Genomic DNA, 17,851 nt, shown 5'->3' on the forward strand with positions numbered 1-17,851 from the left:
CCCGCGGCACAAATGCCGCATCGTGTCATCCGCGGCGCAAGCCGCCGATGGCGAGGCCAACGCTAGACCCGCCGCTCGGTCGCGGGAAGTGGTCGTTCATTCAGTGGAAATCGTGTTGCGCTCGCGAACGAGATGGGTCGACGCCCCTCGGAGGCCGGGGCGCGGCCTCCGGCGCCTTGACCCCCGAAGACGTCGCACGGGAGGGCTCGTACGGTGCGGGGCGCAAGTCTATGCTGTGTTCACCCGGTGGCAACGATGCACCCGATGGAGGCCGTACATGGATGACATCGCGACCGGTCATGCCGGTTCCGCTACATCGCCCGGGGCTCCGAGGCTCGAAGCCGCATTCGCAGCGTTGGGCACGCCGGCGGTCATCGGCTCGGCCCTGGCAGTTGCCGGCGTGGCGCGGATCGTCGGCGTGGTCGTACTCGACTCGATGCCCGCGCTCTTCACGGTCCTCTCGGTCGTCGACGCCGCGGCGATGACCGTTGCGTTCGCAGGGTTCGCGTTCGGCGGGCTCACCGCGCCCAGCCGACTGGCGCGTCTCTCAGCGTGGGTGCTCGCGGGACTTTACTTCGTCACGCTGCTTGTTGCCGCCGCCGGCACATGGATGCCGCAGCTGGCCGTGGCCCTCCCGGCGCTGGGTTTCGTCATCATCGTCGCCGGGCTCGTCTTCGGCGTGACGATGCTCCGTTCCGACGCTCTGCCGCACCGCGTGAGAACGGTGCCGCTGGCGTGCTTCGCCGGGATATTGGCGTTGTCGGTGACCTTCGCGGACGATCCGCTCTTCGCGGCAGGCGGCATCGGTGTTGTGCTCCTGCTCTTCGCAACCGCGATGTTCATCAGTACGAGGGTGACTCCGCAGGCTCTTCGCACACCCTCCGCACCTCGGGCGGGCTGGTATGCCGACCCGATCGGCGAGCGGGCGTTCCGATGGTGGAGTGGCGCGGCATGGACGACCGGCGTCTCGGATGTGCCGACGGATCGACCGGCGACCTCGGCACCCGAGCCGACCGAGCAAGGCGCACCGACGTGACCGAGCAACGAAACCGCACCGGACCAGCGAGCGACGACATCGACGGGGTCCTGATCGAAGTGATCGCGCAGTTCGGACGACGCATCGTCGACCGCCCCGATCGGCTCAGAGCCGCACTCGCGGACACGGTCGGCGGTGCGCGCGGCGACCTCGACGACGAGGCATCGATGCGAGCTCGCATCGATGCCGTCGTCACGGCGTCGCGAGCCGGCGTCGCGTCGGACATCCGCGACTCCGACCCCGGGACGTCGGCGACCGAAGACGAGATCAGAGGCTGGTTCGACGACTTGGTGCGCGCAGGGCTGTCGTTGCGCGATGCCGCGCTCGCGACCCGCACCTGGGCCACGGCATTCAACGCATCGGCGACGGCGCAGATGACCGCATCGGTGAGCGAGGGGATTCTCTCGGAAACCGACGGGGCCGCGAATGACGGTGGCGGCGGCGTGCAGCACGCACCCGCCAGCTCCGAACAGGTGCTGGGCGAGACCGAATTCGGCATGACGTTCGATGAGTCGCGCACGATCGGCGTCGATCAGTCGCTCCTCGCGGCAAGACCGGATCCGCCGGTTCGCGCAGCCGAGGACTCCCGCGTGGCGCCACCGACCCTCGAACAGCTCGCGGAGCTGTCACCTCCTCAAGGGCGCCCCGCTCGCCCGAGACGCGATCGCGGACTGGGCGCGGGACCACAGCGCCCCGCGTCACCCGAGGGGGTGCCCGGTCCGAAAGCCACTGGGCGGCTCGTGCGTCGGCTCGGTTCTCCTTGGATCGGCGCGGCAGCGGTGGCCGTCATCGCGGCGACGCTGGCGATCACGGTGCCGATGATCGTCGCGGAGCCTCCCCGAGCCGCGGCACCGCGCACCTTGGACGAGAGCGCGCCTCGGATCTTCACGAACAGCGAGCTCTCGCGCTTCGTACTGACCGAGGCTCAGCTTCGCGCGTTCGCACCCGAGGCCACTGAGGTGTCGGCGCCGGCTCAGCTGGATTACGGCGAGATCCTGCCTCCCGACACGACGGTCGGCCCCGAGACCTGCCTCCCCGTGCTGTGGTATTCGACGGGGTATCTCGAAGGCGCAGGACAGGTGTTCGGCGGCTACGCCTGGAATGGCGACAACGGGTCGGTCACCTCCTACGGTCGCACGTACCGATCAGAGGAGGACGCTGAAGAGGCGCTGCGAGCGCTCGTGCCGGCTGAATGCACGGCGAGCCTCCAAGTCACATCGCGAGGCGGGATCACGCAGACCGGACGAGTCCAGGTGTCGACACCGCCGGAGGAGGAGGGCTCCGCGTTCCTCGCAACCGAACTCACCTTCGATACCCGTCAAGAGAGCCGCGCCTGCGCCCGCGACCTCAATCTCGTGGTCTGTCACTCTCTGCTTCGCGCCAGCGCCTACCAAGGCGGCGCGGCCACCTCGGCACAGTTACTGGACGAACTCGAACGAGCTGTCGCTGAGCACTCGCCGGTGATGGGAGACGAACAGTGAGCACTGGAAGCCCCGACGCGAGTCGGACCCCGGGCAGACTCCTGTGGCCGATCGTCAACATCGTCGCCGTGATCATCGCGATCGTCGTGGTCGCGGTGATGGTGACGTGGGCTGTGGCAGCGAACAACCGGCCGGCGCTGAGTATCGAGGAGGCCGGGGAGCAGGTCCTGCTCACTCCAGACGACGCCCGACGGCTCCTGCCCCAGGAGCCCGAGCTCACTCCGCTCGTCGCGGTCAGCAGAGATGCCGCCGTCTCGACGATCGACACGTTCCCGACCTGGGTCGACTTGGAAAGTCTCGATGCGCGCTGCCATCCGATCCACTGGTTGACCATCCCCCCGGTGGCCGATATCGGAAGTGAGTACTGGGGAGAAGGTGATGCCACAGCGAGCGTCTGGAGCCGTGCCATCGTGTTCAGGAGCGCGGAAGCCGCACGCCGCGCCCTCGAATCGGAAGTCGCCGCGTATGAGGCGTGTGCGAGCCACGAAGACCGCTCGATCGGCTCCGCCACGACGTACACCGCTACGACGACGCTCACGCGCAGTGCCGGCGACCGACTGCCGGGGTATCAACGCGCGGAGACCATCGAGTACACGCTCGATGGGACGCCGATCTCTGAGGAATCGCGCGCCGAAGTGACCGTGCTGGGCAACACCATCTTCCGCTACGGCGTGTACGAGCCCGGTCTCCTGCTCGACGAGGCCGCCGAGGCGGAGGTCTCGGCTGCTCTGCAATCGCGACTGCTCAAGCGTGCTGAGGCTGTGGCGAAGGCGTGGGCCGATGGTTGAATGCGGTCAGTCGCGAAGCGCGGAGGACACGCTGGTCATCGCGAAGCCTCGAAGACGAATCGGGTGCGATCGATGATGAGTTCAGCATCCCGCAGCAGCGACGCAGCCTGTCCGGGTTGCACGATGATCGGGGCCCGCCCCACGCGCTCGAGGCGCCAGGCGCCTGCGCTGAGATTGCGCAGCCCCCATCGGTTTCGTGTCTCGTCATGCACCACTCGGCCGATGCCGGTCGCGAGATCGTAGTTGTGATGAACGTGATGCGCGGTGAGCACGGTACCGTCGTTCAGGGTCAGCGTGCAACGCTCGCTCCGGAGCCGCACGGGCGGGTCGAGGTGCCGGCGGCAGGCCACACAGCGAGTCGAGGCTCCGCCCTCGGTGAGGTTTTCCTCGCCGCACCAGCCGCATCGATGCAGGCTGTCGAGCAGCTGGGTGAGGGTGGCCCGCCACACGCTTTCCCGGACGCGCCGGCTGGGATCATGCAGTCCCGTCGTGAAGCTCTGCTCGAAGAGCACTTTGAGCGAACGCGGCAGTCGCGCCCAGCGCGCGATCGGGGCGGGCTGGGTGGCTTCGTCGGGGCGGTTGCGGTCGTCGGACGGGTCGAAGATGAACAGCGGGTGCGTGCCGAGCATCTCCTCCTCACCGGTTTTTCCGCGCCACCGGGATTCGAGGCGTCCGATGAGCGGGTGGTGCCGCGCCAGTACATAGAACAGCAGCACGGCGAGCGAGTGCAGGTCGCTCTGCGCCGACGGCATCGCCTCGCCGCGAATCACCTCGGGAGCCATGAATTTCCGGGTGCCGAGCACCGCCGAGAAGGAATCCCCATCGACGCCCACGTTGTCGTTGTCGCAGATCATCGGTGTGCCGGTGGCAGGATCGAAGAACACGTTGCCGAAACTGATGTCCCGATAACAGAGTCCCTCGACATGCAGCAGCAGGAACGCGTGTGCGAGGCCGATGCACAGGGTCAGTGCGAGCCTCGGAGAAGCCTCCACCCGGCCCAGCAACAGCTCGCCGATCGGCCGATGCTCGTCAGCGCGCAGCGGCATCACGTAGCCGAACCCGTCGACGCCGCTGTGTTCGACGAGCGCGAGCGGCCAGAGGAACATCGATCCGGGTGTGCCGCGCGCAATCAGCCGCGCGATCGCCTCCCGCTGGTGCCGGTTCGCGGATCGTTCGTGGTACCACTTGATCGCGAGGGCCTCGGGAGCGGTCATCGTGGATCCGTCCCCGGCCGTCTCGCGGTTGACGGGGTCGAGCCGGAACACCGAGCCCTGACCGCCCTCGCCGATGAGCGACCCCACGCGCCAATCACCGCCCAGCCCGCGCAGCGACATCACGGTGCCCTCCTGCAGCATGGCGTCAGCATGACACATACCCCGACCGGGGCGTAGCGCAATGGCCGATGAACTTCCGACCATGGCACGGCAGCCGTTGCACTGCTTCCTGCTCCTGGACTGCTCGGGATCGATGGCCTCCGACGGGAAGATCCAAGCGCTCAACGCCGCGGTACGCGAAGCGCTGCCACATCTCGAAGACGTCGAGGCGATGAACCCGCACGCAGAGCTGCTGATCCGTGCGATCGCGTTCTCGACGGATGCCACGTGGCACCTCGCCGAGCCGACTCCCGTCAGCCGGCTCGAGTGGCGGTCGGTCGTGGCCGCCGGCTACACCGACCTCGGAGCCGCGCTCGACCTGCTGCTGCCCGAGCTCGAATCTCCGCCCATGCCGCCGAATGCCCTCCCGCCCGCGCTGGTTCTCGTCTCGGACGGGATGCCGACCGACGACTACGAGCCGAGCCTCGACGCCTTGCTGGGCACCGAGTGGGGCGCGCAGTCGCTGAGAGTCGCGATCGCGATCGGGCGCGACGCCGATCGTGAGGCGCTCTCGAGGTTCATGGGCGGCGCGGCGCCGCTCTCCGCGAGTGACCCGGAGCAACTCGCTCGGGCGCTTCGCTGGGCGACCTCACGTGCGACGCAACTCGCGTCGACGCTCGCGGATTGGATCGATCGGCCGCCGACGCCGCAGTTCAGCGACGACGACACCGAGGACGTGGTGTGGTGACCGAGGCGCCTGATCCCATCGTCGACGGGCCTCCGGTGGCGCTGCTCGGGCCGCTCGAACTGCGATCACCTCAGGGCACGATTCCGCTCGGCGGCGAGAAACAGCGCGCGGTGTTGGCATTGCTACTGCTCGATCACCGGCGATCGATCCCGGCATCCGACCTCATCGACGCAGTGTGGGCGGAGTCACCGCCGCCGACAGCCGGCAACGCGATTCAGGTGTATATCGCCGGCATCCGGAAGGCCCTCCGCGAGACAGGACTCGATTCAGCGCTGACCACTGCCGGCCACAGCTATCGACTCGACCTTCCCGATGGCGCCCTCGATCGCGACGCATTCCTCGCGGCCAGGTCACGGGCGTCGACGGCGGTCGCCCAGGGGCGGCGAGACATCGCTTCGCACGAATACGCGACAGCCCTCGCTGTCTGGCGAGGCCGGGCACTGAGCGATCTGCGGGCCGTGGATTCCGTGCGTGCACAAGCCGAGCACCTCGACGAACTCGAACTGGCGACCTTCGAGGCATCCGCCGCCAACGAGCTCGCACTCGGACGTGCAGGCGAGATGCTCCCGAGTCTCCTCCTGCGTGGAGCACGCCAACCGCTCCGTGAATCGCTGTGGGCTCTGATCGCGCTCGCACAGTACCAAGCGGGGGATCAGTCGGGGGCACTCTCGAGCCTGCGCCGCATCGCGACAGCGCTGCGGGAGGAACTCGGCGTCAGTCCGGGGCCGAGGTTGCGCATGCTGGAGACGGCAGTGGTGCGTCACGACCCGGGGCTTGTCGTCTCGGCAAGCGAGCATCGCTCCAATGCGACAGCGCCCGGCGATGACCTCGTCGGGCGAATCGCGCGCACCGTGACCCTGCCGGCCGACGCCTCGTCCGCTCCGAGGGCCGAGCTCGTGTTCGCGGACGATCGCCGGACCATCGTCGCCGCGGAACCGGTGCTGCTGGGGCGCGCACCCGGCTGCGATGTGGTTGTGGCAGATCCCTCGGTAAGCGCGCTCCACGCCCGGGTCCGTTCGGTTCACGGTTCCCACGTACTCGAAGACCTCGCGTCGACCAACGGCACGTTCGTGAACGGTGCGGCCGTGTCACGTACCCAGCTCGCCGATGGCGACGAGATCGGTCTCGGCCGCTGCCGGCTGCTCTATCGCATGGGGTCCGAGCCGTCGGAGGCTGACTGAGGCGAGGGTTCGCCGCGCAGCTCTGCAGGTTCCGCGGCCGCGACCTGGACATGCGTGGCGTTTCCGGCGGCAACGAGGTATCCGCGACCGGGCGCGGGTGCCGGCGCCGACGGACCGTACGGCAGCCGCACGTCGAACATCGGGGCGAGCTCCGTGTGATTGGTGAGCATCAACACGGAGCGCAGGCTCGTGAGGTACCTGACCCACGGGTCGAAGGAGCGTACCCAGTCGGCCGCGCGCGCCGACACGACGACGCGCAGACCGGTGTCGCGAGCGGCTCGCATGAGCCGCTCCAGCCGATCGCCGAGTTCGCCCACGAGTTCGTCGGCGTCATCGATCACGAGCAGCCGCGGGTGCCGCGTGCCGTGCTCGTCGAGCCTGTCGAGCATCTCAGCGAGCTCGGGTCGGCTGCGGGCGAATGCTGCACACCCCCGGTGGCTCGCGACCGGATCCAGCGGGCCTGGACGGGCACTGGCGATCATGAAGGACCCGCCGCCTGCGGCGGACTCGGCTGCGATCAGCGTCGCCAGCGCCGTGCTTCGGCCGCTGCCCTGCTCACCGAGCACGACCAGGTGCGCGCCGGCGCGGGTGTCGGCCACCACCGGTTCGAGTTCAGGCCCACCGACGCCGATCACGGCAAGGCCTGGCCAGGTCGACGCGAGCTCGGCGTGCCGGATGTTGCGCGGCATCCGCTCGATCGGTCGTGGTCGAGACTGCCCGGTCCACCGATCCGCGATATCGGTGAGCATGCCTTCATCCACGTGCGCGATCTGCACTTCAGCAGGCCCCGCCGCCATGGCCCGCCCGGGGACGTCGGGCGGAAGCTCGTCGTTGGGGGGTCGCCAGTCGATCGCGAGATAGTCGCCGCGATCGACCGCGCTCAAGAGGAGCCGGTTTCCGAATGCGCCGGAAACGCTGAGCCGCAGATCGGTGGGCTGCACCGCGGTCACGGCAACGTGAATGCCGAGGGGTCGGCCGCTCGTGATGATTCGGTGCAACTGCTCGAGTCGGGACGCGTCGCCGTCACCGAGCACCTCACGAATCTGGGAATAGTCGTCGACGAGCAGCAGCACCGCCGGGCGCTCTTCCCCCGGCTCGGCCGCCTCGCTTCGCCTGACTTCGATCATCCGGTTCAGCCGGGCGAGCAGGCGGTCGATTCGCTCCTGGTCCCCCACGCCCACCACCGCTGCCGTGTGCGGGAGCATCTCGAGCGGTGTCAATGACCGTTCCGAGGTGAGCCCGTAGATGTGCAGTCGCGTCGGCGGGGTGACGCGGGCCAGCGAGGCGGCGACCGTGAGGAGCGCGGTCGAGCGACCGCGACCCGGCGCACCGGTGATCATCAGGTTGGAGGTGGCGAGGTCGACCGAGTGCGGGCGCTGCTGCTGCGCGGCGACGAGATCGACCAGGCCGATGACGGCCACGGGTGCATGGACGTCGGTCGGGTCGTCGGCGGCGGGAAGTGCGTCCAGTGACAGGAGGTTCGGAAGCGGAGGCAGCCACAGCGGCGTGACCGGCGGCTCGCCGTCGTCTTCCGAGGCGACGCTGGCGGCATCGATCAGTGCGGCCAGCTGGGTTCGCGCGCTCGTCTCTGCGGCGGGCGAATCGTTCGAGAACGGCGCATCGTCGGCAAACGGCTCGACGGTGACCGTGCTCACGGTATCCGAGTACGGCACCGTCACCCGTGCGGATTGAAATGCCACCGTGCGGGCCTCCGCGCCGCGTCGCACGAGAACGCGGCCCGGGCGGTCAACCGGCAGCATGGCCGCCTCGGCTGTTCCGAGCAGTTCACGCGACTCCGCCTCGCTCACGACCCGCAGGCACAGCCACAGGTTCGTGTTCGCCCGGATCGCCGGGGTGATCACCCCACCCGGACTCTGCGTGGCCAGCAGCAGGTGCACTCCCAGGCTGCGACCCTGACTCGCGACGGTGTCCAATCGTGCCTTGACTGCGGGCTGTTGTTGTACCAGCAGGGCGAACTCGTCGATCACCACGAGCAGCGAAGGCACCGCCCCATGTGGCGCTCCCGCGGCACGATACGCCCGCAGATCGGCCACTCCTGTCCGGCTGAGCAGCGTCTTGCGCCGTCGCAGTTCCGCCTCGAGAGCGGTGAACGCGCGGCGGGCGAGTGCTTCGTCACCTTCGAGATCGGTGACCACCCCCGCCGAATGCGGGAGACCGGCGAATCGGGCGAAGGTCGCACCGCCCTTGAAGTCGATGAGGAACAGCGCCAGCTCAGACGGGCGGTGCGTCCCCACCAGCGCGGCCAGCAGGGATGCCAGCACCTCGCTCTTGCCTGAGCCCGTGGTGCCTGCGATCACGCCGTGAGGCCCGTCACGCTCGAGATCGACCGCGACCGGCACGCCATCGTCACCGATGCCGATCTCGACCGCGAGGTCATGAGGGCGCCGACTCCTGCGTGCCGCCTGGAGATCGAGGTGGCCGTGATCGCGCAATCCCGCGAGGTCGAGAAGGGTCACTGCCGCCGTACGGCGCGAGTCCGGGGCACGTGGGTCACGAAGCCGGCCGATCCGCATGGCGAGCCGCTCTGCAGTGTCCCGGTCGATCCCCTGCACATCGACCGCCCCGATCGGCACCGCCGCGTAGTCGCCCAGCACCGTGAGCGTGCTGGATGACGGATCGGCGCCGGAAACCATCGCGCGCGCCTTCGCCTCCAGCGGCAGCGCTCGCTCATCGTCCGCGAGCACGATCAGCAGTCCGTCGTGCTCGCCCCATTCCGCCAGCAGCCGCGCTGCGATCGACGCCGCGCCGCGTGCAACGAGTACGAGCCGACGCACGCTCGGGGCGGCGCGGGTTGCGCTCGTGCCGGCATCGGTGCCGTGGTGGACGGCACTCGTGGCGCCCGCCCGCAGTTGCTCGATCAGCCGGACCGCACCGCCGGGGTCCTGGCTGAGCAGCACGCCGGATGGGCCACTGTCGAGATGCGGCAACCAGCGCGCCCATTCCCAGACTCGGTCGGTGGCCACGACAGCGACCTGCAGCACGGATGGTGCATGCGCCAGTGCGGCTTCCAGCAGAAGCCGCATCGCCAGTGCGTCGACGGCTCGAGCGGGCCCGGCCATGCCGAACACCCCCGTGGTCGGGGTCGGCACCGGTCCGGCCGGCAGGCGTCGAGCGGCGGTGGCCGCCCGTGCTTCATCTGCAAGCAGGCCCGTCTCCGCACCCGGGGTGTGATCGATCTCGATCGACGAGACACGGATGCCGGTACCGAGCGTGAGCGCGAGGAAGTCCTCGTCCTCGGGGCGCCGACACCACAGCAGCGGATCCCGCTGAGCGAGCAGCGCTTCCCACTGCTCCGGGTCCGGGGCCTGGGCGGCGATCCAGGCTGCCTCATCGTCGAGCGCGGCCCCGATCGACTGCTCGAGGGACGCGAGCCGTTCGCGGAACTGCGCCACCTGCGCGCGACGGCGGGAATGCTCGGCCAGCATGCCGAAGCCCATCGTGCCGAGCCCGGCGAAGGACCCGAGCACAGCGAACAGCCAGTTGCCGGTCACTGCACCGAGCGTGACACCGCCGGCCACGCCGAGCAGGCCCCCGCCGAGTTGCCAGAGCAGGCCCTTGCCGCGGAGGGTGGCCTGTTCGGGTGGCCGTGGCACGGAGAAACGCTGCGCAAGGGGATGCGCCGCGAGTCGGGGCACGACATCCACGACCGAGGAGGCACGCTCGGGAGCCGGCAGTGGTTCCGGATCTCCCGGAAACGCGACTCGGGCGACCGTCCAGGTCTCGCCACGCTCCACCGGTGTGGCGGCCCAGGCGTCGTCGGGGTGCAGCAGCACTCCGTCGGCCGCCCGATAGAGCGTCCATGCGGTTCCCTCGGTTCCAGCGGCGCCCGCAACTTCGCCCGCGAAGTCGTCCGCGCCGTCGAGCCCCAGCCATCCGGCGATCGCTCGCGCGACGTCGCCGACGCGGGCGGCAGCCTCCGCGCGCACTCTCGCCGCGCGAGGCCGCGCCCGCTGCGATGACCTGGACGGGGTGCGCTCCGAACGGACCAGGAGTTCGATCGTCGCGGCGAGCGGCTCGGCCGGGGCCGAGGCACGGAGCATCCAGCCCGACCCGCGCAGCAATAGCTCATCTCCGGCGCGGAGCGCGGATGGTTGGTCGAGCCGCTGCCCGTGCAGCGAGATGCCGTTGCGCGAACCGAGGTCGTGGGCCACGATGTCACCGTCGACGGCTCGCAGTTCGAGGTGGCGACGCGAGATGGCGGGATCGTCGATGACGACGTCGCCGCGTCGACCGACCACCACCGATCCGTCGGGGGGGACGAACACCGGAGCCGTCCGGCCATCGGGCCCGGTCAGTTCCAGCCGCAGGCCCGTCTCGAGGCTGTAGCGCCGACCTTCCAACAGCACCAGAGAGGAGTCGCCGACCCTCGCGACCGATCCGGGCACGAACGGCGCGGGCGCATCGACATCACGACCGTCGAGCAGCGTACCGCCGGATGAACCGGCATCAGCGATCGTGACGGCGATCGCGCCTTCCGGCTTGCCGTCGTCGGTGCTGGTATCGACCACGGCGTGGAATCGGGAGACTCGGTGGTCGCTGAGCGTGAGGCCGCCGCCGGCGCGGCCGATCGGCAGGCGCCCGTCCACGGGGGCCTGGGCGCCGGCATCCGGCCCCTCGACCACACGTAGGACCAACGGACCACTCGGCACTGCCATCCCCCATCCGTCGCAACGGTGGGTCGACACTACCGCCGACGGTCACGGCGGTCTACTGAACCGGCCGGCACGACTTAAGCGAGCCTTCAGCGCAGAGGCGTGCACTGGGAACCTCAGGCAGGTTCGTCTGCCGGAGCGACGGCCGCAAGGCGTCGGAGCCGCATCCAACGAAGGAGACATCATGGCTATCGGCGGAAACCTCGAACAGCTCTTCGCTTTGCAGAACACGCTCACCCGCAACAGCGGCGCAGTCGAAGCGCTCACCACATCCATTCGCAACGAGCTCAACAACGTGCAGTGGGAGGGCCCCGCCGCCGATCGATTCCGGGCCACCTGGAGCGGCGAGTTCGAACCGAGCCTGCGTCGCCTCCGCGAGGCGATCGACGATGCCGCCACCGAGGTCAGTCGCCGTCGTGAGGCGCTGGCCCAGGCCGGCAGCTGAATCCAGCGGACGACGACATGACGACCGTGCAGGAGAATCCCGGCTCGATGCGGGCGACTGCTGCATCGATCAGGGCGCTCGCCGATGAGTTGTGCGGTTACACATCCGAAGTGGTGAGGGTGTCGCAGGGCCTCGGCTATCAGGGCCCCTCAGCCGAGGTCTTCTACGACGTGCTGCAGCGTGCGCACAACGGCGTGCACGCCGAGGCGGAATCGCTGTTCCGACTGGCTGCACGTCTGGACGCAGGGGCCGACGAGGCTGAACGGCGCATCCAGGCGGAGATGATGACATGAGCCCGCCGAACGAGACGCAGACGGCCGGGAGGCCGGCGCCGCCGTGGAGCATCCGCACCGTGCACGATGCCGCACTGGTCGGGCGGGGCATCCGTATCGAGCACTCCTCGTTGCCGGCGATCGAGGGGCTCGGGCTTGCCGAGCTCGCCGAGTGGCACACGGGTCAGGCCTCCGATGAGCGACGTGCACTGCGTGTCGGCGCGGATGAGGTCGACCTCGTGGGGCCGGAAGGCACGATCACGCGATGGTTCGAGTATCTCGACCGGGGTGCCCCGCGGCGCGGCCTCGCCGCCTACGCCCGACTCGGTGAGGAGCTGCACTGGGTCGTGGCCGAAGCGACACCGGATGTGGATGACGGAGTCACCGCGGGCGACAGCGTTCTGCTCGGAGTCGTCGACGCGTGGCTCGCGGCGCAGGCGACGGTGCTGCTGAGTGCCCTGGAGGTGAGGGTGCTCGGTGAATTGCTCGAGCTCCCTGCTGTGAACTTCATCGGCGCCGCCTGGTACCCGGAGCTGTCTTCCGAGAGCCGGCTCGCCATCGGAAGCGAGATCATCGCCGGTCTGCTCCGACGTGGGGTCCTGCGCGGCGACGACGTCGGCCAAACCGGCAACGTGCTGTCGGCCGCCGCCGACCCGTTGGTGCGCGCCGTTCTCGACGGTGATCAGATCGTCGTGCTCACGCGCACGGGCGCTGCGGGAGTCGAGGTCGGTGGATCCGGATCCGACGAGCCCCAGCGGCCGGGCCGGGAGACGATCGTGCTCGCGCGCTCGGCCGATGGCGTATGGATACTGCTGCGCGCCGAACCCGACGGCATGTTGAGACTCAGCCCCGTCTTCCGGAACATCGGCGAGGAGCTCGAGCGCTTGACCGGAGCAGGCGGATTCGCCGCACACGATCATGCCCAGCTGAGCGACCAGGATCGACCCACGTCGATCGTCGAGCTCCGCCGGAGCCTGACCGACGATTCCTCGCGCTGGCGGGGCAGTACCGGGGTGCAGGCGGTCAGGCGCACCGTCGACGGGTTGCAGATGGCGGAGTACACCTGGCTGTTGGACGACGTCGGCGCAGCCTGGGCCGTCGAGGCGTCGCTCGAAACCGGCGCGGTGCGACTCACCGCGGTCGATCGGGAAGCGGTGTCGAGTGCGCTGCGGAGCGTGCTCGAGTCCGCGCCACGCGACGGTGGCGCGAACGCACACCATGAACAGGGGCGGGAGGACCAGCCATGACCTGGATCAGGATCGACCCGGGTCAGGCCTTGTTCGTCGGACTGAAGATGCTCGAGGGCGGATTGAGGGGCAATCAGGCCCTCGATCGCCTCACTGCACTTGCGGGCACCGCCGGGCTCGGAGCGTATGCGGGCACAGTCGACGCAGAGCTGCAGGCGGCGCGCGCGAGCATCGTGCGCCACACCCAGTCGTGGATCGACCAGGGCAGCGATATGCTCGCGCGGACCAACCGTCTGCTCGCCGACCAACAGGCCGCGTCGATGATCGGCACGGTCGGCTCGGTGAGCGCCGCGATCATCGGGGGCGCGGCCGTCGTCGGCGGAACCGGGAGTGCCGGAGGCGTCTACTTCCCGGAACCGACGGGCCCGGTCTTCGGCCCGACGATCGTCGGCGGAACCGGCAGTGCCGGAGGTGTCTACTTCCCGGAACCGACGGGCCCGGTCTTCGGCCCGACGATCGTCGGGGGAGCGTCCGCTTCGGCAGATGCCTTCGCCGCGAACAATCCGCTCACCGCCGTCATCGCTGCGCGGCAGGAACGCTCCCGCGCCCAACTGGCGGCGATGTCGAGCGGGCCCATGACGGGCGGTGCCAATGACTTGGCGGTCCAAGCCGTCACGAACTCCCAGAGCAACAAGACGTTCTTCGAGATCATGGACCGCCAGGCCGCGGCGACCAGCCTGATTACCGCACCGTCGGGCTCGCGCATCAATTCCTCGGGCAGCACGAGCGTCGGCTACCAATCCGCCGGCACCTACGGGTCGATCAAGATCGAATCGCCCATCTATCGCGATGAGGTCGGACGTCCCGTGCCGTGACGCCGCTCACGCCGGTTCGCAGCCAGCGTCACATTTCCGGGCGCGCATACGGCCCGCCGTATGATTGATGTTCCGGCGACCGGACGCGAATCCCCGGCGCCAGCCACCACCCCGGGAGACCACGTGAGCTTGATCGTGCAGAAGTTCGGCGGGTCCTCCGTCGCCGACGCGGAGAGCATTAAGCGGGTCGCGAAGCGCATCGTCGAGACCCGCAAGGCCGGCAACGATGTCGTCGTGGCCGTCTCCGCGATGGGCGACACCACCGACGAACTGCTCGACCTGGCGCACGAGGTCACGCCGATCCCCGCACCCCGCGAGCTCGACATGCTGCTCTCGGCGGGTGAACGCATCTCCATGGCGCTGCTCGCCATGGCGATCAAGAGCATGGGCCACCAGGCACTCTCGTTCACGGGCAGCCAGGCCGGCATGATCACGGATGCCACGCACGGCGCCGCCCGCATCGTCGACGTCACCCCGGTGCGCCTCCGCGAGGCGCTCGACGAGGGTGCGATCGTGATCGTCGCCGGGTTCCAGGGCTTCAACCGGGACACGCGCGACATCACCACGCTCGGACGCGGCGGCAGCGACACGACCGCCGTCGCCCTCGCCGCGGCGCTCGAGGCCGACGTCTGCGAGATCTACACCGACGTCGACGGCGTGTTCACATCCGATCCGCGCATCGTCACGAAGGCCCGCAAGCTGTCGAAGATCACGAGCGAGGAGATGCTCGAGCTCGCGGCATCCGGAGCCAAGGTCCTGCACATCAGAGCGGTCGAGTTCGCCCGGCGCCACGGCGTCACCCTGCACGTGCGTTCGTCGTTCAACAACAACGAGGGGACGATCGTCTACGACCCCTCGCGCCTTCCCGAAGGAGCCGAAGTGGAAGAGTCCGTCATCGCCGGAGTCGCGGTCGACCTGACCGAGGCGAAGATCACGGTCGTCGGCGTTCCCGACGTGCCGGGCGTCGCCGCGAAGATCTTCAAGATCGTCGCGAACACCAACGCCAACGTCGACATGATCGTGCAGAACGTCTCGGCGGCCTCCACCGGGCGCACCGACATCTCGTTCACGTTGCCGAAGTCCGACGGTCAGAAGGCGCTCACGGCGCTGTCGCACTCGCAGGAGGCCATCGGGTTCACGTCGCTGCAGTACGACGACCAGATCGGCAAGCTCTCGCTCGTCGGCAACGCCATGCGCTCGGCGACGGGCGTCTCGGCGCGGCTCTTCGAGGCGCTCTACGAGGCGGGCATCAACATCGAGATGATCTCGACGAGCGAGATCCGCATCTCGGTCGTCACGCGGGCCGACAGCGTGCATGCCGCCGCGCGGGCCGTGCACTCCGCGTTCGAGCTCGACGCCGAGGAAGAGGCGATCGTGCACGCCGGCACCGGGCGCTGAGCACGGGGGATCCACGCCTGCCGCCGTGCAGGAGAAAACTGCCAGCGCAGGCGTCTTCAGCGGATTCCGTCCTGTGAATCGGCCGATGTCCTGCACACTGGAATGAGACGTACGGGCGATTCGGCCCGGGAACAGGAAGAACCACATGGCACACGGAGTGAACATCGGCGTCGTCGGCGCCACCGGGCAGGTCGGCGCAGTCGTGCGGCGGCTCCTCGAGGAGCGCGACTTCCCGGTCGCGTCGATCCGCTACTTCGCGTCGGCGCGCTCAGCCGGCACGACGCTGCCGTGGAAGGGCGAGGACATCGTCATCGAAGACGCGGCCACCGCCGACCCGACGGGCCTCGACATCGCGATCTTCTCCGCGGGTGCGACCCTCTCCAAGGCGCAGGCGCCGCGCTTCGCCGCGGCCGGCGTCACGGTCATCGACAACTCGAGCGGCTGGCGCATGGACCCCGACGTGCCGCTCGTGGTGAGCGAGGTCAACCCGCACGCCATCGACGAGGCGAAGAAGGGCATCATCGCGAACCCGAACTGCACGACCATGGCCGCCATGCCCGTGCTCAAGGTGCTGCACGACGAGGCGGGCCTCGAGCGCCTCATGGTGTCGACGTACCAGGCCGTCTCGGGCGCGGGCCTCGCCGGCGGCGAGGAGCTGCTCGAGCAGGCGCGGGCCGCGGTCGCGCAGGACGCCATCGGCCTCGTGCACGACGGCTCCGCGGTCACCTTCCCCGAGCCCCAGAAGTTCGTGCGCCCCATCGCGTTCGACGTGATCCCGCTCGCAGGCTCGATCGTCGACGACGGCGACAACGAGACCGACGAGGAGAAGAAGCTCCGCAACGAGAGCCGCAAGATCCTCGAGCTGCCGGGCCTCCGCGTCGCGGGCACCTGTGTGCGCGTGCCGGTGTTCACGGGGCACTCGCTGTCGATCCACGCGGAGTTCGCGAACCCGATCACGCCCGAGCGCGCGACCGAGCTGCTGGCGGATGCCCCGGGCGTCGCGCTCTCCGACGTGCCCACGCCGCTGCAGGCCGCCGGTGCCGACCCGAGCTTCGTCGGACGCATCCGGCAGGACCAGTCCGCGCCCGACGGCACCGGTCTCGTGCTCTTCGTGTCGAACGACAACCTGCGCAAGGGCGCGGCACTCAACGCCGTGCAGATCGCGGAGCTCGTGGCGGCGAAGCTGCCCGCCGCGGTCTGAGCTCACTCGCGGGTACGCCCCGATCGGGGGGCGTGGCTGGGTTGCGCTCTTCAGCTACCGTTTGCTGACGATCCTTCATCGACGAGCGGCGGCCTGCGGGCTGCCGCTCTCTCGATGCCCGAAGCCCAGTTCGAACCGCCAGCCAACTCGATGACGATTTCGCATTCGACGGGCAAGGACCATCAGCCACTACTCGTTCGCCTCCGAGGTGCCGACCACCCCGCCGCCCACCACCGAGCCGCCGACGACCGAGCCGCCGGTCACCGACCCGCCCGCCACGACCCCGGCCGTCGAGACCACGCCGCCGGTCGGCGGCGGTGACGGTGGCGCCAAGCTCGCCGACACCGGCTTCGAGAACGGCTGGCTCGCGTTCGTGGGCGTCGGTGCCCTCGCTGCTGGCGCCGCGCTCGTCGTGCCCCGCATGGTGGCCAAGCGCCGCTGAGCTCGCTGAGTCGACTGACGCCGCCGAGCGGCCCGTTCCGATCCGACGATCGGAACGGGCCGTTCCCGTCTCCGGCGTCTTGCGAGGCGGCGGCCTACAATCGCGGGATGCGGGGGCGTTCGCGTTGGGGGTCGGTCGCGGCATCCGTCGTGACCGCAACGCTCAGCGGATGTCTCGTCGCGTGCGCCGTGGCATCCGGAGGCCCCGACCAGGCACCGACCCCTGGCGCGACCGTCGCCGCGTTCTACGGCGATTCGTACACGCGAGGCACGGGCGCCAGTTCGCCCGAGCGGCGCTGGTCGTCGATCGTGGCCGAAGAGCGCGGCTGGTACGAGTTCAACCCGAGCGTCGACGGGCTCGGGTACGTGATCAACCGGGGGCTCAGCGGTGTCGACCTTGTCGACCTCATCGTCGATTTCGAGCCCTCGCCCGACCTCGTCATCGTGACGATGGGTTTGAATGACAACTTCGTGATGCCCGACGAGACCGATGAGATCGAGACGGCGATCGGCGAGGACCTCGAGCGCTTCCGCGATGAGCTGCCCGACGCCCGTCTCGTCGTGGTCGAGCCGTTCTGGCACACCGACGAGCGCCCAGGCTCTGTCGAGCGCATCATCGAGTGGGTCGAGGAGGCCGCCGAACGCGTCGGTGCCGATCACATCGACGGTGCCTCGAGATGGCTGGAGGGGCATCCGGAATGGATGGCGGCCGACGGGATCCACCCGAACGACGAGGGCTACGCCGAGATCGCCCGGCGCATGGACGAGGAACTCGAGCGGCTCGGCCTGTGACATCGGCCGCGCCGCGTGCC

At 69.3% G+C, this 17,851-nt stretch carries 15 protein-coding genes; 13 read left to right on the forward strand and 2 right to left on the reverse strand.

Annotation, left to right across the window (positions count from 1 at the left end; genetic code table 11):
* The first annotated feature begins 277 nt into the window (after nucleotides 1–277).
* Genes AB0K73_RS10265 through AB0K73_RS10275 form a run of 3 tightly spaced genes read left to right on the forward strand, consistent with a single transcriptional unit; the run spans nucleotide 278 to nucleotide 3,305 of the window.
* Complete coding sequence (locus AB0K73_RS10265; protein WP_360512927.1) at nucleotides 278–1,036, forward strand: DUF2510 domain-containing protein; 759 nt, start codon at nucleotides 278–280, stop codon at nucleotides 1,034–1,036.
* Complete coding sequence (locus AB0K73_RS10270) at nucleotides 1,033–2,517, forward strand: hypothetical protein (protein WP_360512925.1); 1,485 nt, start codon at nucleotides 1,033–1,035, stop codon at nucleotides 2,515–2,517. The genes AB0K73_RS10265 and AB0K73_RS10270 overlap by 4 nt, the downstream gene beginning before the upstream one ends.
* On the forward strand, nucleotides 2,514–3,305 hold the full coding sequence (locus AB0K73_RS10275) for a hypothetical protein (protein WP_360512923.1): 792 nt from the start codon (nucleotides 2,514–2,516) through the stop codon (nucleotides 3,303–3,305). Before AB0K73_RS10270 ends, AB0K73_RS10275 begins: the two co-directional genes overlap by 4 nt.
* A 35-nt stretch (nucleotides 3,306–3,340) precedes the next feature.
* Here the strand turns inward: AB0K73_RS10275 and AB0K73_RS10280 are convergent, their stop codons facing one another.
* Nucleotides 3,341–4,351, reverse strand: a complete 1,011-nt coding sequence (locus AB0K73_RS10280; RefSeq protein WP_360513020.1) for a hypothetical protein — start codon at nucleotides 4,349–4,351, stop codon at nucleotides 3,341–3,343.
* Between the two features lie 370 nt (nucleotides 4,352–4,721).
* On the opposite strand from AB0K73_RS10280, the gene AB0K73_RS10285 reads away from it, so the two are divergent.
* Together AB0K73_RS10285 and AB0K73_RS10290 are read left to right on the forward strand one after the other, a co-directional pair.
* Nucleotides 4,722–5,366 carry a hypothetical protein gene (locus AB0K73_RS10285; protein WP_360512921.1) on the forward strand — a complete coding sequence of 215 codons (645 nt, stop codon included), beginning with the start codon at nucleotides 4,722–4,724 and terminating at the stop codon, nucleotides 5,364–5,366.
* Nucleotides 5,363–6,547 (forward strand): BTAD domain-containing putative transcriptional regulator, encoded by a 1,185-nt coding sequence (locus AB0K73_RS10290; protein ID WP_360512919.1) that lies wholly within the window; start codon nucleotides 5,363–5,365, stop codon nucleotides 6,545–6,547. The genes AB0K73_RS10285 and AB0K73_RS10290 overlap by 4 nt, the downstream gene beginning before the upstream one ends.
* Here AB0K73_RS10290 and AB0K73_RS10295 read toward each other — a convergent pair.
* Nucleotides 6,511–11,223, reverse strand: a complete 4,713-nt coding sequence (locus AB0K73_RS10295) for an FtsK/SpoIIIE domain-containing protein (RefSeq protein ID WP_360512917.1) — start codon at nucleotides 11,221–11,223, stop codon at nucleotides 6,511–6,513. The genes AB0K73_RS10290 and AB0K73_RS10295 overlap by 37 nt on opposite strands.
* 181 nt (nucleotides 11,224–11,404) lie before the next feature.
* On the opposite strand from AB0K73_RS10295, the gene AB0K73_RS10300 reads away from it, so the two are divergent.
* The 8 genes from AB0K73_RS10300 (at nucleotide 11,405) to AB0K73_RS10335 (ending at nucleotide 17,831) form a co-directional block, all read left to right on the forward strand.
* Complete coding sequence (locus tag AB0K73_RS10300) at nucleotides 11,405–11,665, forward strand: WXG100 family type VII secretion target (RefSeq protein WP_360512915.1); 261 nt, start codon at nucleotides 11,405–11,407, stop codon at nucleotides 11,663–11,665.
* A gap of 17 nt (nucleotides 11,666–11,682) precedes the next feature.
* Nucleotides 11,683–11,958: a hypothetical protein gene (locus tag AB0K73_RS10305; RefSeq protein WP_360512913.1), complete on the forward strand. Its 276-nt coding sequence runs from the start codon at nucleotides 11,683–11,685 to the stop codon at nucleotides 11,956–11,958.
* Nucleotides 11,955–13,184 carry a hypothetical protein gene (locus tag AB0K73_RS10310; RefSeq protein WP_360512911.1) on the forward strand — a complete coding sequence of 410 codons (1,230 nt, stop codon included), beginning with the start codon at nucleotides 11,955–11,957 and terminating at the stop codon, nucleotides 13,182–13,184. Before AB0K73_RS10305 ends, AB0K73_RS10310 begins: the two co-directional genes overlap by 4 nt.
* A gap of 47 nt (nucleotides 13,185–13,231) precedes the next feature.
* Nucleotides 13,232–13,999: a hypothetical protein gene (locus AB0K73_RS10315; RefSeq protein WP_360512909.1), complete on the forward strand. Its 768-nt coding sequence runs from the start codon at nucleotides 13,232–13,234 to the stop codon at nucleotides 13,997–13,999.
* 123 nt (nucleotides 14,000–14,122) lie between these two features.
* Nucleotides 14,123–15,397: an aspartate kinase gene (locus AB0K73_RS10320; protein ID WP_360512907.1), complete on the forward strand. Its 1,275-nt coding sequence runs from the start codon at nucleotides 14,123–14,125 to the stop codon at nucleotides 15,395–15,397.
* 145 nt (nucleotides 15,398–15,542) lie between these two features.
* Nucleotides 15,543–16,598 carry an aspartate-semialdehyde dehydrogenase gene (locus AB0K73_RS10325; RefSeq protein WP_360512905.1) on the forward strand — a complete coding sequence of 352 codons (1,056 nt, stop codon included), beginning with the start codon at nucleotides 15,543–15,545 and terminating at the stop codon, nucleotides 16,596–16,598.
* Nucleotides 16,599–16,806: 208 nt separating this feature from the next.
* The gene (locus tag AB0K73_RS10330) at nucleotides 16,807–17,040 is read left to right on the forward strand and encodes an LPXTG cell wall anchor domain-containing protein (protein WP_360512903.1); all 234 of its coding nucleotides are present in this window, start codon (nucleotides 16,807–16,809) and stop codon (nucleotides 17,038–17,040) included.
* A 107-nt stretch (nucleotides 17,041–17,147) separates the two neighbouring features.
* On the forward strand, nucleotides 17,148–17,831 hold the full coding sequence (locus tag AB0K73_RS10335) for an SGNH/GDSL hydrolase family protein (RefSeq protein WP_360512901.1): 684 nt from the start codon (nucleotides 17,148–17,150) through the stop codon (nucleotides 17,829–17,831).
* The last annotated feature ends 20 nt before the right edge of the window (nucleotides 17,832–17,851 follow it).

The sequence above is a fragment of the Agromyces sp. NPDC052230 genome, from assembly GCF_040679595.1.
In the GTDB taxonomy this organism is placed as follows: domain Bacteria; phylum Actinomycetota; class Actinomycetes; order Actinomycetales; family Microbacteriaceae; genus Agromyces.

What these genes read in the sequence shown, in the direction of transcription:
- AB0K73_RS10265 (WP_360512927.1), top strand. Translation starts at nt 278, where the DNA reads ATGGATGACATCGCGACCGGTCATGCCGGTTCCGCTACATCGCCCGGG.
- AB0K73_RS10280 (WP_360513020.1), bottom strand. Translation starts at nt 4,351, where the DNA reads ATGCCGCTGCGCGCTGACGAGCATCGGCCGATCGGCGAGCTGTTGCTG.
- AB0K73_RS10285 (WP_360512921.1), top strand. Translation starts at nt 4,722, where the DNA reads ATGGCACGGCAGCCGTTGCACTGCTTCCTGCTCCTGGACTGCTCGGGA.
- AB0K73_RS10295 (WP_360512917.1), bottom strand. Translation starts at nt 11,223, where the DNA reads ATGGCAGTGCCGAGTGGTCCGTTGGTCCTACGTGTGGTCGAGGGGCCG.
- AB0K73_RS10300 (WP_360512915.1), top strand. Translation starts at nt 11,405, where the DNA reads ATGGCTATCGGCGGAAACCTCGAACAGCTCTTCGCTTTGCAGAACACG.
- AB0K73_RS10305 (WP_360512913.1), top strand. Translation starts at nt 11,683, where the DNA reads ATGACGACCGTGCAGGAGAATCCCGGCTCGATGCGGGCGACTGCTGCA.
- AB0K73_RS10310 (WP_360512911.1), top strand. Translation starts at nt 11,955, where the DNA reads ATGAGCCCGCCGAACGAGACGCAGACGGCCGGGAGGCCGGCGCCGCCG.
- AB0K73_RS10315 (WP_360512909.1), top strand. Translation starts at nt 13,232, where the DNA reads ATGCTCGAGGGCGGATTGAGGGGCAATCAGGCCCTCGATCGCCTCACT.
- AB0K73_RS10325 (WP_360512905.1), top strand. Translation starts at nt 15,543, where the DNA reads ATGGCACACGGAGTGAACATCGGCGTCGTCGGCGCCACCGGGCAGGTC.
- AB0K73_RS10335 (WP_360512901.1), top strand. Translation starts at nt 17,148, where the DNA reads ATGCGGGGGCGTTCGCGTTGGGGGTCGGTCGCGGCATCCGTCGTGACC.